Genomic DNA, 14,184 nt, shown 5'->3' with positions numbered 1-14,184 from the left:
AAACGGAATTGATTCGCTATATATCACACGGGAAAGGGTATCAGAGGGATGGCTTGATCGGCCCGCACCGGAACAGCACGCTCTCGCTGGCGCGCAGGTGCTCTTTACAGTTGAACGCTTGCAAGGACTCGATTCCATACTCCAGGTCCCGCTCCCGGCGGGAAACATAGAACACTGTGTCACCGGGAAGTCGGGTGAAGTCCTTTAGCTGTCGGGCCTGGCCTGCAGTGTAGAACTCCCCCGAGTAGGACCGACGCCCCCAGTAATAAAGAGCTCCCGGTTCATCCTTTTGCAGTTGCTGCCAGGCCTGGGCCAGCGCGCGTTGATTGTTTGGACGCTCAAAGACACGGCCATCCACCGCAGCCACCCACAGTACAACCGGCAGGAACAGACCGAGCGCAAGGCCCACGGCAGCTCTCGCCTGGCCGACCGCGACAGGGCGATTGAGCGCACCGGCCAGCAACAAGCTCCACGCAGGCAGGGCGGGCAAGACATAGGTCCACAGAATGTTGCCGGAGAGGGTAAAAAACGCCGGCGTCACCAAAGCCCACAAGGCAACATAGCTGTAGTAGGGCCATGACTGGAGCAACCTGCGGTAGCCGAAGTACAGCGCGGGCAACAACAGCGTCCAGGGGAACAATGCCATCAGCAGATCCAGCCAGATCGCACCTGCTGGCCGGGCATGAGCGCTGCCGTACAAGTCACCGGCCCAGTCGCTGACCACGTAGCGCTTCCAGTGTTCGCCAATCAGGAAGTAATCCAGAAAACCCGGCGTGCGCAGTTCAGCGATCACATACCAGGGCACAGCAATCAACAGCATCAGAAAAATGCCTGTGACCCAGGGCAGTCGCAGCAAGGCTCGCCACTGTTTGTGGTAGAGCACCCAGACCAGCGCCGCCCCTCCCACCAACACCCACACCAGCGGCCCTTTGGACAAAAGGCCAAGTCCCAGGCCCGCAAACCCGGCCAGCGCCCAGCGTCGATCATCGCGTGCCGCACCGCGCCAGAAACCGTAGCTGGCCAGCACCACTGAAAAACTCAGCGCCGGGTCGGTCAACACCACGCCTGCCGACAGCAGGCCAAGGGTGGAGCTGGAGAAAATAATCGCCGCCAGCAATCCGGTGCGTTCATCCGCCTCTTCACGGGCAAAGCGGATGATGATCAGGCAACTGGCGACATGAAACAGCCACGCCGGAAAACGAATGGCGAACTCATTGACACCCAGCACTTTCATGCTCAGCGCCTGGGCCCAGAAGGCCAGCGGCGGCTTGCCCCAGAAAGGCACACCAACGTCGAACAGTGGCGTTACCCAGTCGCCCAGGACGAGCATCTTGCGCGCCATTTCGCCGTAGCGGGCCTCCGACGTATCCATTAGCGGATACAGACCCATGCTGGCCAGGCGAATGCCGAGAATGGCAAGCAACACAATCCAGAGTGTGCGGCGCGTCATGATCATCAGATGGTTTCTTGTTCGCGGGAGGGAGTTGTTCCGGGCTTCCCGGACTGTCGAGGCGTTTCGCCAAACTGGCTGTTGAGCAAATAGATGGGCCGTTGCCTGACCTCGCTCAACGTCGCGCCCAGGTATTCACCAATCATCGCCGTGCCTAAGGCAATAAACGCCGCGACGCCCAGGATAAAGTGGTGGGTACTGAGGTTTTCGACGCTGAGCTGCTGGATGATGAAGGCCAGGGTACTGATGAAAATCAGCAGGCTGAGCAGGCTGAACCAGCGCAGGGGTTTGCGCGATAAGGCCAGCACCCCCTCAATGCCCAGATCAACCAGCGCCAAGGGCCCCCATTTGGTCTGGCCGGCACTTCGAGGCTCACGATCGTAGGGCACCTCGACGGTGTTGAACCCTAGCCAACTGATCAGGCCCTTCATAAACCGTGTCCGCTCTGGGATGGCGCGCAAGGCGGCTAAAGGCGCCGGACCGATCAAACGGAAATCGCTGACGTCTGGCGGGACATCGAACTTATCGGCGAGAAAACTCATGAGTTTGTAATACAGATGGGCGCTGATTCGCTTACCAGACGTGTCCGTCACTCGACTGCGTCGTTGCATATTGACGATGTCGCGGCCGCTCAGCCAATGGTGAACCATTAACGGAATAAGTTCAGGTGGATCTTGCAAGTCAGCATCAATAAATAAAACCGCATCACCCCGTGCATGGTCTATCCCGGCAACCATGGCGGCCTCTTTGCCGAAGTTACGACTTAAATTCAGGCAACGAACACCAGGCACCTGACAGAAGCGACTCAGCAAGGCCTGACTTTCATCACGACTGCCATCATTCACATACAGTAATTCATAACGAATACTTAATGTATTCAGCACTGCCATCAATCGCCTGTGAAAGACGGGTAATACCTTGGCCTCGTTATAACAACAGACAATCACGCTGAGCAGCGGGCGAGGTGCCCGCTCAGGTCTTGATAGATTCATGATGGAAGGTCCAATGCTGGTTGATTCGGAAGGTGATCAGCGTCAGGGCCACGGTGGTGATCATTTGCATCAGCCAGAGGTGCAGCGGAAAAAAGCCCAGCAACAGCGCCATCAGGGACAGATTGCCGAGGTTGTAAACCATGGCGGTAATGCCGAAACGCAGCCATTGATGAGCGTCGGGGCAACCCGTACTTCTCACAAACGTCCACCGTTTGTTGCCTTGATAGCTCACCAGCGTTCCCACTAAAGCACCGATCAGCGTGGACACTAATATCGGTAGCACAAAGGACAATAACAAGAGCGTTATATAGTGAGCACTGGTTGCCAATAACCCGACCATTAAATAATAAGGCAGGCGCGACGAACGATCATCGGGAGGTAATTGCGTCATGATTATTAGCACATTAGTTATCTGGCGAATGCGACTGATCGGCATTGGCAGAGATTCTATCTAGCTAATAATTAAAGTGTGTAAAAAAAACGCCGAATAACCCAGGTATTACCAAAGTGTAACAACCCTGTCAGCTACTTGTTAATGACACACGTGAGTGAGTGCCATTAACCGAAAAACAACTACCTGTTTCAGGGCTGCAGACCGCGTCGGGACGGGCGGACTTTACGCCACGCGAAATCACCACCGTGCGGCGGGTTCTTGTCGATATCGCGTTTAAACCGCCAGGCGCCAGGCCTTGGCCATTTCGATCGTCGTGGAGTGCCCCGGCTGCGCCCAGAGTTTATTATGTGCCGCGTAGTTTTCAACGATGTCGTCGAGGGCCAGGTTAATCTGGACCGGCGTTGTTGCCCGGTCCAGGTTATGTTCCACGCGCCGCAGCAGCGCAACATTGGAGTCTGGCTGGCCCGGACGAAACAACGAGGGATAGAGCACTTCCCGGGTGAAGTTATCGGCGATCACGGCCACATCGCGCCGCTTCATTTCAGCAATACCACGGCACAGGACCCTTGAGGGGTACGGGGGCGACACCTGCAGCAACTGCTGGAAATCAGGGTTGTGCGCATCATTAAGCCGAACGCCCAGCCACTCGACGTATTCCGGGCGACTGGCCAGCGCATCCAGGTTACGCAATGCCGAGGCCAGCTCAGACGTCATTTCCCAGCGGTTGCCGGTATTGACCAGTGCTACAGCCTTATCCAGCGCTACGAGCCCGTGAAGGGCTTCGTGTCGAAAACGCAGCACTTCACGGGATGCATCGTCTTTATCAAGTGCGTCCTTTACGCTGGCAAGCATGGAATCGTCCATGGCCAGCACGGCGCTTTCAATCGAGCCGAACTGATGCTGCTCCCGCACCTCGGAGCGCCTCTCCAGGTGCGTATTCACTGCAATCCTGGAGAGTTCCTGCAGATGGTTCTTGACCTCGGCCGACAGGGTGAAATTGATCGTACCGTTGAGGAATCCGCTGAAGTCACCCTTGTCCGTCTTCAACGGAATGATGACGGTCTGATCCTTGACCGCGTTGAGTTTCGACAACATCAACTCACGATTGGCCGTGTTCGGGATCCCGAGAAAACCGTCCTTGAAGGCATCGAGACCACTGCCACGCACCACCGCTGGGTCTTCATCCTCAAACTTCAAGATCAATTGTTCGGTATCGGCCAGCACACTGGCGGGAAACGAGCGCTGGTAAAAGTCAGCAGCCGGCGTATTGAGCAGCAACCCGCCATCCTGAAAGAAGGTTTTCTCTCCATGCTCCTGAAACCCATGCCCCTGCTCTTTCGGTGCCTTGAACACTACCGGCAGTGCCCCCGAAATATGCGCCGCGCGGGCGATGTCCATGTCTGGCGTCGTGCTGGCGTTGAACACGACCAACTGCGGCCTGCCATCGAACAAGCCAGTGCCGGTGATATTGAGCGCCTTGATTGCCGGTATATATCGACTCAACACCAGCAGATCACCGAACGTCGTCGCTCCACCCGCACTTAATTTGTCAGCAATCGCCATGACTTGTGATGTGCGAAGGTCCCTGGGGAAATCGGCAATGTGTGCCAGCACCGCCTTTCGCGACTCGTTGCGCACCAACTCCTCAAGGGGTTCAGCCTTGGAGCCAAGACGCGGCAGCACGTTAAACACGACCTCTGCCAGACTGCTGACCTTGCCGGCCACCTTGCCAACACTCGAACTCGCATTCTGCAACCAGCTGGGGATTGCATGCTTGCTGTTCATCAGTTTGGGTAGCTCGATGCCGTCCGAAAGCGTGTCGAAGGGCTTGGCCCCCATGCCACTGGCCAGCAAGGCCGCTGAGATACCACCCGCGGACGAGCCAGAAATGCTCCGGACATCTTTCAAGACATTTTTATCTTCAAGCGCCTGAATGACGCCTGGATAGGCAACGCCCTTGGCACCACCACCACTGAGCACCAGTTGGCTAAGCGGCGGCGGGGACAACGTCACTTCCACAACGCCATTTTGGTAGCGACTCAGCGCCAGCTTGCGTTCGCCAGCACCCTCTATCAAGGACGTTTTCGTGCCTTGGGGTTGAGCCGTGGTGTGTCCACGCCTTGTGACAATGGGCGCCAAGGCCGTGTCGACCGCCGCTGCCAGACCGCTCCCAACCCTGTCATTGGCGGCGGTTGGCAACAATTGAGGGAATGAAGGTTGGATAGGCGGAGCAGGGGGTTTTAACAATTCCATATGTCGACTCTCTCTACAGGGTGTAGTCCTGAGTGCTGAGAGCGCCTGAGAAAGATCCATACGGAAGTTTCTTGTAAAACAAGTCACGCCTGGGCGGACGTTACTCGCTGATGCCGTCTTCCTGGAACTGATCCTTCACGTACTTGATCTCGGTCCGGCCATGCGGTGCCGGCAGACCGTCTTCACCAAGGTTGACGAAAACCATTTTTTCCACGGTCAGGATACTTTTGCGGGTAATTTTGTTGCGCACTTCGCAGGTCAGAGTGATCGAGGTGCGACCGAACTCGGTAGCGGTAATGCCCAGTTCGATGATGTCGCCCTGGCGCGAGGCGCTGACGAAGTTGATTTCGGAGATGTACTTGGTCACCACCCGCTGGTTGCCCAACTGAACGATGGCGTAAATGGCGGCTTCTTCGTCGATCCAGCGCAGCAGGCTGCCACCGAACAGGGTGCCGTTGGGATTGAGGTCTTCGGGTTTTACCCATTTGCGGGTGTGGAAGTTCATGGTCACTCCAAAGCGTCTTGCCGAATGATGGGCAACATCATGGCAGAGGCCAGCCCCAAGCTCTATGAGCCATTACCTATCGCCCCCATGAGTGATCTTCATACCGCCGACAGAAAGGCTTGGGAAGTCTGGCACACACAGCTATAATCCCCACCGTTTCAAAACGGTCATCTTCAGTTGATACCGTTCTCCCGCCACCTGTCCGAGGGGCGCTGCAGCAGGCTCGACCTGTCAGGCTCGGATGGGGCGTTGTCCGGCCTGGTTGTCCTGGCCTGATACTAAACGCACAACGGCGCCCATTCGCACATTACGAATGGAGGCTCTTCATGAGCGCTGTCATCACGCCTGCAGATTTTAACGACTACAAAGTCGCCGACATGTCCCTTGCCGCCTGGGGCCGTCGCGAAACCTTCATCGCCGAATCCGAAATGCCCGCCCTGATGGGTCTGCGCCGCAAGTACGCCAGTGAGCAGCCGCTCAAGGGCGCGAAGATTCTCGGCTGCATCCACATGACCATCCAGACTGCCGTGCTGATCGAAACCCTGGTTGCCCTGGGTGCCGAAGTGCGCTGGTCGTCCTGCAACATTTTCTCGACTCAAGACCAGGCCGCTGCCGCTATCGCCGCTGCCGGCATCGCCGTTTTCGCCTGGAAAGGCGAGACCGAAGAAGAGTACGAGTGGTGCCTGGAGCAAACCATCCTGAAAGATGGCGCGCCTTGGGATGCCAACATGATCCTCGACGACGGCGGCGACCTGACTGAGCTGCTGCACAAGAAGTACCCGCAGATTCTGGACCGCGTCCACGGCGTGACCGAAGAAACCACCACTGGCGTTCACCGCCTGCTGGACATGCTGGCCAAGGGCGAGCTGAAAATCCCGGCCATCAACGTCAACGACTCGGTGACCAAGAGCAAGAACGACAACAAGTACGGCTGCCGTCACAGCCTGAACGATGCGATCAAGCGCGGTACCGACCACCTGCTGTCCGGCAAGCAAGCGCTGGTGATCGGCTATGGTGACGTGGGCAAGGGTTCGTCACAGTCCCTGCGTCAGGAAGGCATGATCGTCAAGGTTTCCGAAGTCGACCCGATCTGCGCCATGCAAGCCTGCATGGACGGTTTCGAAGTGGTTTCGCCGTTCATCAACGGCCAGAACGACGGCACAGCCGCCAGCATCGACAAGGCTCTGCTGGGCAAGATCGACCTGATCGTGACCACAACCGGTAACGTCAACGTCTGCGATGCCAACATGCTCAAGGCCCTGAAAAAGCGCGCCGTGGTGTGCAACATCGGTCACTTCGACAACGAAATCGACACCGCTTTCATGCGCAAGAACTGGGCATGGGAAGAAGTGAAGCCGCAGGTGCACAAGGTTCACCGCACCGGCGCCGGTGATTTCGACCCACAGAACGACGACTATCTGATCTTGCTGGCCGAAGGCCGTCTGGTGAACCTGGGCAACGCCACCGGTCACCCGAGCCGCATCATGGACGGTTCGTTCGCCAACCAAGTACTGGCGCAGATCTTCCTGTTCGGCCAGAAGTACGCCGACCTGTCGCCGGCCCAGAAAGCCGAGCGCCTGACCGTTGAAGTACTGCCGAAGAAACTCGACGAAGAAGTGGCCCTGGAAATGGTCCGCGGCTTCGGCGGCGTAGTGACTCAACTGACCAAGACCCAGGCCGACTACATCGGCGTGACCGTCGAAGGTCCGTTCAAGCCGCACGCTTACCGCTACTGATAAGCCTGTTGCCCACTCTCCTTGCGGGAGTGGGCCTGTGTGGGAGCGGGCTTGCTCGCGAATGCGGTGGGTCAGTCACCGTAAATATTGACTGACCCACCGCATTCGCGAGCAAGCCCGCTCCCACACAAGCCTTCCAGTTTTCTGAGTTTCCAAGGGTATGACCATGTCCCAAGACCGTCGCTACAGCTTCGAGTTCTTCCCGACCAAGACCGATGCTGGGCATGAAAAACTGCTCGCCACTGCCCGTCAGTTGGCCAGCTACAACCCTGATTTCTTCTCCTGCACCTACGGTGCCGGTGGTTCGACCCGTGACCGCACGATCAACACCGTGCTGCAGCTGGAAAGCGAAGTCAAAGTCCCTGCCGCTCCGCATTTGTCCTGCGTGGGCGACAGCAAGGCTGACCTGCGCAGCCTGCTGACCCAGTACAAAAGTGCGGGCATCCAGCGCATCGTCGCCCTGCGCGGCGACCTGCCGTCCGGCATGGGCATGGCCAGCGGTGAGCTGCGCTACGCCAATGACCTGGTGAGCTTCATTCGTGAAGAGACCGGCGATCACTTCCACATCGAAGTGGCCGCTTACCCGGAGATGCACCCCCAGGCGCGCAACTTCGAAGACGATCTGCAGAACTTCGTGCGCAAGGCCAACGCCGGCGCCAACAGTGCGATCACCCAGTACTTCTTCAACGCCGACAGCTACTTCTACTTCGTCGAGCGTGTACGGGCCATGGGTGTGAACATTCCGATCGTGCCAGGCATCATGCCTATCACCAACTACAGCAAGCTGGCGCGCTTCTCTGACGCCTGCGGCGCGGAAATTCCACGCTGGGTTCGCAAACAACTGGAAGCCTACGGCGATGACGTCAAGAGCATCCAGGCGTTCGGCGAACAGGTCATCACCGAAATGTGCGAACGCCTGCTGCAAGGCGGCGCTCCAGGGTTGCACTTCTACACCCTGAACCAGGCCGAACCGAGCCTGGCGGTGTGGAACAACCTCAAGCTGCCCCGCTGACACCTGCTTCCTTGCACCACCGGCCCTTATTCACCCAAGGGCTGGCGGCGCAATAAAAGTTCAGTATTGATGCCTGAAGATCCCCGTTCCAGAGCTTCTCTTTAGCCTGAGACAGTCGTAACCTCAGGGGATGCCCGTCATTCTCCGGTTGTTGACAGCTGTTCTTTTCGCTTGCCTGAGCCTGACCGCCCAAGGCGAGAAACTGCGCATTGTCACCGAGCCCTGGGCACCTTACGTATACGAAGAAAACGGCACCATGCGCGGGCTGGATTACGAAACCACCGTGATCGTCTTTGAGCGCCTGGGCATCGAGGTGCAATGGCAGTTCCTGCCCTGGAAACGTTGCCTGGCCATGCTCGAACAGGGCCAGGCCGACGGCGCGCTGGATATTTTCCACAGTCATGAACGAGACGCCATGCTGCTCTACCCCAGCGAACCGCTGTCCCAGGTCGAGTTCGTGGTGTTCTACGCCAATGCGCGCCCGCACACGTTCCAGACGCTTGATGACTTGCGTGGCCTGACCATCGGCACGTCGCCGGGCTACCTCTATAGCCCGGCGTTCAGCGACTCCACCCTGTTCAACCGTGAGCCGGCCCCCAGCCATGAGGCCAACTTCGGCAAATTGCTGCGCGGGCGCATCGATTTGCTGATTACTGATCGCCGGGTTGGTCAGCATCTGGTCAAACAGCTTGGGCTGGAACACAAGGTCAGCCAGGCCCCAACGGTGATCAGCCGCCAGCAGCAATTCCTCGCCGTGCGCCGTGGCGCGGGCATGGACCTGTTGGTGCAACGCTTTGGCGCCGAACTCAAACGCTTCAAGCAAGAGCCCGCCTACGCGGCCTTGAGCGCTAAATATGCCGGTGCAAGCGATGAAACGACCTCAAAGCCTGTGCCTGCACACACCGTTGAGCAGCAGGAAAGCAGCGCGCAGTGATTGCTCTGTTATACTGCGGCCTTTCCGCCAGGCTTACGCCCGGACGCTTGGGTCTGCAAAAGACACCCGAACCCGCTACTGCGCAGCTTTTCAGCCCCGCGCGAGCCATCGAGGTGCCTGCCAGCCCCAGCAGGACCGGACGGGATTGCGTTCATCTAAACGCCATTCGCGCCAGGCAAGACTATCCCTCTGGGCCAAGCCCTAACTAAAACAGGATTACTCATGTCCTTTGCTTCCCTCGGTCTCTCCGAGGCTTTAGTCCGCGCCATCGAGGCAGCGGGCTATACCGAGCCTACTCCGGTGCAACAGCGGGCCATCCCCGCCGTGTTGCAAGGTCGCGACCTGATGGTTGCGGCACAGACAGGTACTGGTAAAACCGGCGGTTTCGCCCTTCCGATCCTGGAACGGCTGTTCCCCAACGGTCATCCGGACAAATCCCAGCGTCACGGCCCGCGCCAACCGCGCGTACTGGTCCTGACCCCTACCCGCGAACTCGCCGCCCAGGTGCATGACAGCTTCAAGCTGTATGCCCGCGACTTGAAGTTCGTCAGCGCTTGTATCTTCGGCGGCGTCGGTATGAACCCACAGGTTCAGGCCATGTCCCGTGGTGTCGACGTACTGGTGGCCTGCCCTGGTCGCTTGCTCGACCTGTGCGGCCAAGGCAGCGTCGACCTGTCCCACGTGGAAATCCTCGTGCTGGACGAAGCCGACCGCATGCTCGACATGGGCTTTGTCCATGATGTGAAGAAAGTGCTCGCCCGCCTGCCGGCCAAGCGCCAGAACCTGCTGTTCTCGGCAACGTTCTCCAACGACATCACCGCTTTGGCGGGCAAGTTGTTGCACAACCCCGAGCGCATCGAAGTCACGCCGCCGAACACCACGGTCGAGCGCATCGAGCAGCGCGTATTCCGCCTGCCGGCCAGCCACAAGCGTTCGCTGTTGGCGCACCTGATTACCGCCGGCGCCTGGGAACAGGTCCTGGTCTTCACCCGTACCAAGCATGGCGCCAACCGCCTGGCCGAGTACCTGGACAAGCACGGCCTCACCGCCGTCGCCATCCACGGCAACAAGAGCCAGAACGCGCGCACCAAAGCCTTGGCCGACTTCAAGGCTGGTAGCGTACGCATTCTGGTTGCCACCGATATCGCCGCTCGCGGCCTGGATATCGACCAACTGCCGCACGTGGTCAACTTCGAGCTGCCAAACGTCGACGAAGACTACGTACACCGTATCGGCCGTACTGGCCGTGCCGGTCGTTCGGGCGAGGCCATTTCCCTGGTCGCGCCGGACGAAGAAAAGCTGCTGAAAAGCATCGAACGCATGACCAAGCAGAAAATCGCCGACGGCGACCTGATGGGCTTCGATTCCAGCGCCGTGGAAGCCGAGAAGCCGGAAGTGCGCGAGCGTCCGGATGTGCGTAACCCACGTAACCCTCGCGGTCCGAAGGGTGATGGCCCGAACGGCGGCGGCGGTGGTGGCGGCCGCAAAGACAAAGGCAAGGACAAGGGTGGCAAGGACAAACCTGCCGCCGCCCGTGGCGAACGCCCGGCCCGTGAACAAAAGCCACGTGAAGGCACTCCGGCCCGCGAACAGCGCCAGCCGAGCCAGCCACCACGCGCTGCCGCTGACCGTGCACCGGACGAGTTCCTTGACGACGACGTGGATAACTTCGGTAACCGCGTTGACTACGTGCCCCAGGCCAAGCCGGCCCAGGGCCGTGGGCGTCGTCCAGGTGCTCCGGCACCGGGCGCAGGTGCTCCACGTACCGGCCAGCCACAAGGTCGCCAGAACGGTCCGCGCAGCAGCAACGGCGCCACCACCGGCACTCCACCGGCCAAGCGCAGCGGCCCACGCAACGGTGCACCTCGTGACGGTCAAGCCCGTCGCGAAGAGTCGCGCAACCGTCGCCCGGCCCGTGATGATCAACCACGCTTGTCAGAGCCCGCCGTGCAAAACCCGCGCGGCGGCCCTGCGCCGAAGATCATTCACAAAGAATCGAAAAGCGATCGGACCCTGACACCAGAGCAACTGGATCAACTGCCAGGCCGTCCTCGTGGCGAAAAACCAGCGTTGCTGACCCGCAACCGCTGAGTTTTCAGACCGAAAAAACGCCCCGACAAGTTCGGGGCGTTTTTGCATCTGGCACTTTCCCAGTTAATCGACAACCACACCCACCTTATGAAAGAGCTTCGCAAAAACGGTCCAACGACCGTCCACTTTCATTAGGTTCAAATAATCCACCATGATGTTATCGAATAGGCGCAGACGAACTTTGACCATGGCCATTTCCGAGGACATCACATCAATCATCAACACCTCGTCCAATCGAGCAAACTTGCCTTCCTGGGGCGATTTTCGGCCTTGAACCATAGCGCGATACTCAGCAAAAGGGCGAACGGTCACTTGCCCATCCTGCGTGGAATACAGCACCGAGCCAGGATGAAAAACCTGATCGAATTTATTTAAATCCTGGGTTTGCAATACCTCAAAGTATTCTTTCAACATAGTTTGAATTTCATGAATAACCATACTGGGCTCCCTGAGATTTTAACGGTGTGTTATTTGAATTAATAACAAGCCATTAATTATCAGCAGCGCGCTGGTTTCAGGTATAGCGGCTATTATTAGCCTTTTATGTAAATGGAATTCACCTATTGAAGCTCCCTCCCCTCGCCGCCTTACGTGCCTTTGAAGCACTCGCTCGATTGGGCAAGGTAAACCAGGCTGCGCTGGAACTGCATGTCACCCACAGTGCCGTCAGCCACCAGATCCGCTCCTTGGAGGAATACCTCGATATTGCGCTGGTGATGCGCAGCGGGCGCTCATTGGTGTTGACCGATGAAGGCCGTGTCTACGCCTATCAAATCCGGCAAGCACTGGGGGAAATCGCCGGAGTCACCGAGAGGCTTCAGGCGAAGGCCAAGCATGCGCAACTGACCGTATCAGTCCTGCCATCCTATGGCCTGTTTTGGCTACTGCCTCGACTCAAAGGTTTCATGAGCGCCAACCCCGACTTGCACCTCAAGTTGGCGTCCACCATGGACTTCGTCAGTTTTGAGCAGGGACTGGTGGACTGTGCAATCCGCTTCGGCCACGGCCAATGGCCCGACGTGCATTGCGAGCCCCTGATGGCTGATTCATTGCTGGTAGTCGCCACCCCCGGATTTAACGGCGGTGCGCTGCCAACCACCGCACAGGCGGTATTGGAGCAACCCCTATTGCATGCCAGTGAAAGCTGGCCTGTTTGGCTCAGCGCTGCTGGAGTCGACGGCCAACGCCCGCCAGCCATCCTGGAATTCACCGACTCCACATTACTGCTTGAGGCCGTCAAGCTGGGCTACGGGATTGCACTGACTCGACGCTCGATTGCCCAGGTGCTGATTGAGCGCGGGGAATTGGTCAAACTGACTGATGTGGAACCAGAGCATTCATCACGATACTTTCTGGTCTGGCCCACCGACAGCAAACGATCAATGCAAATATCATCATTGCTGGCGTGGCTTAAAGGACAGGTCGCCGAGTACCAAGGCAACCTGTAAAAGATAGACAGCAAAACGCCGACCCTAAGGTCGGCGTTTATCATTTACGCAGCGAAAATTACTTCGCTTTCACACCTTCAAACGTGATGTACAGCTGAACGTTGTCGGACTGTGGGCCAACGTCCATCCCATCCTTGTTGAATTCCTTGCGGCTGATATTGGTGGTGCCTTCAAAACCGGCACGGTAGCCACCCCATGGATCCTTGCCTTCACCCAGGAAGGTAGCCTTGACCACGATTGGCTTGGTCACACCGTGGAAGGTCAGGTCACCGGTCACATCAGCAGTCTGCTTGCCATCCGCATTTTTACCGGTTGGCTTGACGCTGGTGGAAACGAACTTGGCGTCAGGGAATTTGCCCGACTCCAGGAAGTCCTTGCTGTTGACGTGCTTGTCGCGCTCGGCGTGGTTACTGAAAACACTGGCGGTGCGAACGTTAACTTCAATCTTGGCATCTTCAGGCTTGGCAGCATCAAAGCTGAACTTGCCGTCCAGGTCCTTGAAGGTACCGGTGATGTAGCTGAAGCCCAAGTGGCTGACCTTGAAATCAACGAAGGCGTGCTGGCCTTCCTTGTCGATCACGTAATCAGCCGCCATCGCCTGACCGGCAGTCAGCAGAGCAGAACCGATGGCCAGAGCGGCGAGAGTCTTTTTCAACATGCTTTCTATTCCTTGTGAGTCGAGGTTGAACATCAGGCTTTGCGCCCCAGCATACGAACCAGGGTCGCATCACGATCAATAAAGTGGTGTTTCAACGCAGCCACGCCATGGAGACCGGCAAACACCACCAGCACCCAGGCCAGGTACAAATGCACCACGCCGGCTACGTCTGCCTGGTCCGGTAGACCGGAAACCAGCGCAGGAATTTCAAACAGGCCAAACACCGGAATTCCGACACCGTCTGCGGTGGAAATCAGGTAACCGGCAATCATCACGGCAAACAGCCCGAGATAAAGGAACGCGTGGCCAAACGCAGCACCCAGACGGGTCATGCGGCTGTAGCTGGCAAGCGATGGCGGCGGCGGGCTGATCAAACGCCAGACGATCCGCACCAGCATGATGGCGAACAGCGTGATGCCAATGCTTTTGTGCAAGTCGGGGGCGTCTTTCCGCCAGGCGCTGTAGTAATCGAGACCGACCATCCACAAGCCCAAGGCGAACAAACCGAACACCACCAGGGCAATGCCCCAGTGCAAAACAATGCTGACCCAACCGTAGCGGGCCGATGAATTACGTAGTTGCATGTACCCAATCCCGTAAGAGCTGCGCCCAAGACTAGCGGTTTACCTATCGAATTAAAGCGGAAAATTTCGCTTTGAAATATCGAGAAATACGATCTTGAGCGTATGAACAATAAATTAACCAGAGATT

13 protein-coding genes and 1 riboswitch are annotated in these 14,184 nt (G+C 57.9%); of the genes, 5 read left to right on the top strand and 8 right to left on the bottom strand.

What is annotated here, in order from left to right:
* Nucleotides 1–40: 40 nt before the first annotated feature.
* The 5 genes from J7E41_RS07490 to J7E41_RS07470 form a co-directional block, all read right to left on the bottom strand.
* Nucleotides 41–1,456 (bottom strand): ArnT family glycosyltransferase, encoded by a 1,416-nt coding sequence (locus J7E41_RS07490; RefSeq protein ID WP_251029360.1) that lies wholly within the window; start codon nucleotides 1,454–1,456, stop codon nucleotides 41–43.
* A complete protein-coding gene (locus J7E41_RS07485) occupies nucleotides 1,456–2,442 on the bottom strand; it encodes a glycosyltransferase family 2 protein (protein WP_251029359.1) in 987 nt (328 codons plus the stop codon). The genes J7E41_RS07490 and J7E41_RS07485 overlap by 1 nt, the downstream gene beginning before the upstream one ends.
* Nucleotides 2,423–2,833, bottom strand: a complete 411-nt coding sequence (locus tag J7E41_RS07480) for a GtrA family protein (RefSeq protein WP_214991299.1) — start codon at nucleotides 2,831–2,833, stop codon at nucleotides 2,423–2,425. The genes J7E41_RS07485 and J7E41_RS07480 overlap by 20 nt, the downstream gene beginning before the upstream one ends.
* A 276-nt stretch (nucleotides 2,834–3,109) precedes the next feature.
* Nucleotides 3,110–5,089 (bottom strand): patatin-like phospholipase family protein, encoded by a 1,980-nt coding sequence (locus tag J7E41_RS07475; protein ID WP_251029358.1) that lies wholly within the window; start codon nucleotides 5,087–5,089, stop codon nucleotides 3,110–3,112.
* A gap of 100 nt (nucleotides 5,090–5,189) precedes the next feature.
* Nucleotides 5,190–5,594 (bottom strand): acyl-CoA thioesterase, encoded by a 405-nt coding sequence (locus J7E41_RS07470; RefSeq protein WP_010167614.1) that lies wholly within the window; start codon nucleotides 5,592–5,594, stop codon nucleotides 5,190–5,192.
* Between the two features lie 198 nt (nucleotides 5,595–5,792).
* Nucleotides 5,793–5,899: riboswitch (S-adenosyl-L-homocysteine riboswitch) on the top strand.
* A gap of 21 nt (nucleotides 5,900–5,920) precedes the next feature.
* Here J7E41_RS07470 and ahcY point away from each other — a divergent pair.
* The 4 genes from ahcY to J7E41_RS07450 all read left to right on the top strand — a co-directional run bounded on the left by ahcY (nucleotide 5,921) and on the right by J7E41_RS07450 (nucleotide 11,367).
* Complete coding sequence (gene ahcY, locus J7E41_RS07465) at nucleotides 5,921–7,330, top strand: adenosylhomocysteinase (RefSeq protein ID WP_214991297.1); 1,410 nt, start codon at nucleotides 5,921–5,923, stop codon at nucleotides 7,328–7,330.
* 166 nt (nucleotides 7,331–7,496) lie between these two features.
* Nucleotides 7,497–8,342 (top strand): methylenetetrahydrofolate reductase [NAD(P)H], encoded by an 846-nt coding sequence (metF, locus tag J7E41_RS07460; RefSeq protein ID WP_214991295.1) that lies wholly within the window; start codon nucleotides 7,497–7,499, stop codon nucleotides 8,340–8,342.
* A 130-nt stretch (nucleotides 8,343–8,472) separates the two neighbouring features.
* Complete coding sequence (locus J7E41_RS07455) at nucleotides 8,473–9,276, top strand: substrate-binding periplasmic protein (protein ID WP_214991293.1); 804 nt, start codon at nucleotides 8,473–8,475, stop codon at nucleotides 9,274–9,276.
* Nucleotides 9,277–9,498: 222 nt separating this feature from the next.
* Nucleotides 9,499–11,367 (top strand): DEAD/DEAH box helicase, encoded by a 1,869-nt coding sequence (locus J7E41_RS07450; RefSeq protein ID WP_214991291.1) that lies wholly within the window; start codon nucleotides 9,499–9,501, stop codon nucleotides 11,365–11,367.
* A gap of 63 nt (nucleotides 11,368–11,430) precedes the next feature.
* Here the strand turns inward: J7E41_RS07450 and J7E41_RS07445 are convergent, their stop codons facing one another.
* A complete protein-coding gene (locus J7E41_RS07445) occupies nucleotides 11,431–11,805 on the bottom strand; it encodes a nuclear transport factor 2 family protein (RefSeq protein WP_214991289.1) in 375 nt (124 codons plus the stop codon).
* Nucleotides 11,806–11,930: 125 nt separating this feature from the next.
* Between J7E41_RS07445 and J7E41_RS07440 the strand changes: the two genes are divergently transcribed.
* Nucleotides 11,931–12,815, top strand: a complete 885-nt coding sequence (locus J7E41_RS07440; RefSeq protein WP_214991287.1) for a LysR substrate-binding domain-containing protein — start codon at nucleotides 11,931–11,933, stop codon at nucleotides 12,813–12,815.
* 58 nt (nucleotides 12,816–12,873) lie between these two features.
* On the opposite strand, the gene J7E41_RS07435 is transcribed toward J7E41_RS07440, so the two are convergent.
* A complete protein-coding gene (locus J7E41_RS07435; protein WP_214991285.1) occupies nucleotides 12,874–13,473 on the bottom strand; it encodes a YceI family protein in 600 nt (199 codons plus the stop codon).
* Nucleotides 13,474–13,505: 32 nt separating this feature from the next.
* Nucleotides 13,506–14,057: a cytochrome b gene (locus tag J7E41_RS07430; RefSeq protein ID WP_214991283.1), complete on the bottom strand. Its 552-nt coding sequence runs from the start codon at nucleotides 14,055–14,057 to the stop codon at nucleotides 13,506–13,508.
* Nucleotides 14,058–14,184: the final 127 nt, after the last annotated feature.

Origin of the sequence: Pseudomonas fluorescens, assembly GCF_018614655.1 — a bacterium.
GTDB classification, from domain to species: Bacteria; Pseudomonadota; Gammaproteobacteria; order Pseudomonadales; family Pseudomonadaceae; genus Aquipseudomonas; species Aquipseudomonas fluorescens_BX.
The sequence above is the reverse complement of the archived record's forward strand: the minus strand, read 5'-3'. Positions and strand labels throughout refer to the sequence as shown.

Bases quoted from the DNA above. Each gene is read 5' to 3' on its own strand.
- J7E41_RS07485 (WP_251029359.1), bottom strand. From the start codon at position 2,442: ATGAATCTATCAAGACCTGAGCGGGCACCTCGCCCGCTGCTCAGCGTG.
- J7E41_RS07455 (WP_214991293.1), top strand. From the start codon at position 8,473: ATGCCCGTCATTCTCCGGTTGTTGACAGCTGTTCTTTTCGCTTGCCTG.
- J7E41_RS07430 (WP_214991283.1), bottom strand. From the start codon at position 14,057: ATGCAACTACGTAATTCATCGGCCCGCTACGGTTGGGTCAGCATTGTT.
- J7E41_RS07450 (WP_214991291.1), top strand. From the start codon at position 9,499: ATGTCCTTTGCTTCCCTCGGTCTCTCCGAGGCTTTAGTCCGCGCCATC.
- ahcY (WP_214991297.1), top strand. From the start codon at position 5,921: ATGAGCGCTGTCATCACGCCTGCAGATTTTAACGACTACAAAGTCGCC.
- J7E41_RS07435 (WP_214991285.1), bottom strand. From the start codon at position 13,473: ATGTTGAAAAAGACTCTCGCCGCTCTGGCCATCGGTTCTGCTCTGCTG.
- metF (WP_214991295.1), top strand. From the start codon at position 7,497: ATGTCCCAAGACCGTCGCTACAGCTTCGAGTTCTTCCCGACCAAGACC.
- J7E41_RS07480 (WP_214991299.1), bottom strand. From the start codon at position 2,833: ATGACGCAATTACCTCCCGATGATCGTTCGTCGCGCCTGCCTTATTAT.
- J7E41_RS07470 (WP_010167614.1), bottom strand. From the start codon at position 5,594: ATGAACTTCCACACCCGCAAATGGGTAAAACCCGAAGACCTCAATCCC.
- J7E41_RS07445 (WP_214991289.1), bottom strand. From the start codon at position 11,805: ATGGTTATTCATGAAATTCAAACTATGTTGAAAGAATACTTTGAGGTA.
- J7E41_RS07475 (WP_251029358.1), bottom strand. From the start codon at position 5,089: ATGGAATTGTTAAAACCCCCTGCTCCGCCTATCCAACCTTCATTCCCT.
- J7E41_RS07490 (WP_251029360.1), bottom strand. From the start codon at position 1,456: ATGATCATGACGCGCCGCACACTCTGGATTGTGTTGCTTGCCATTCTC.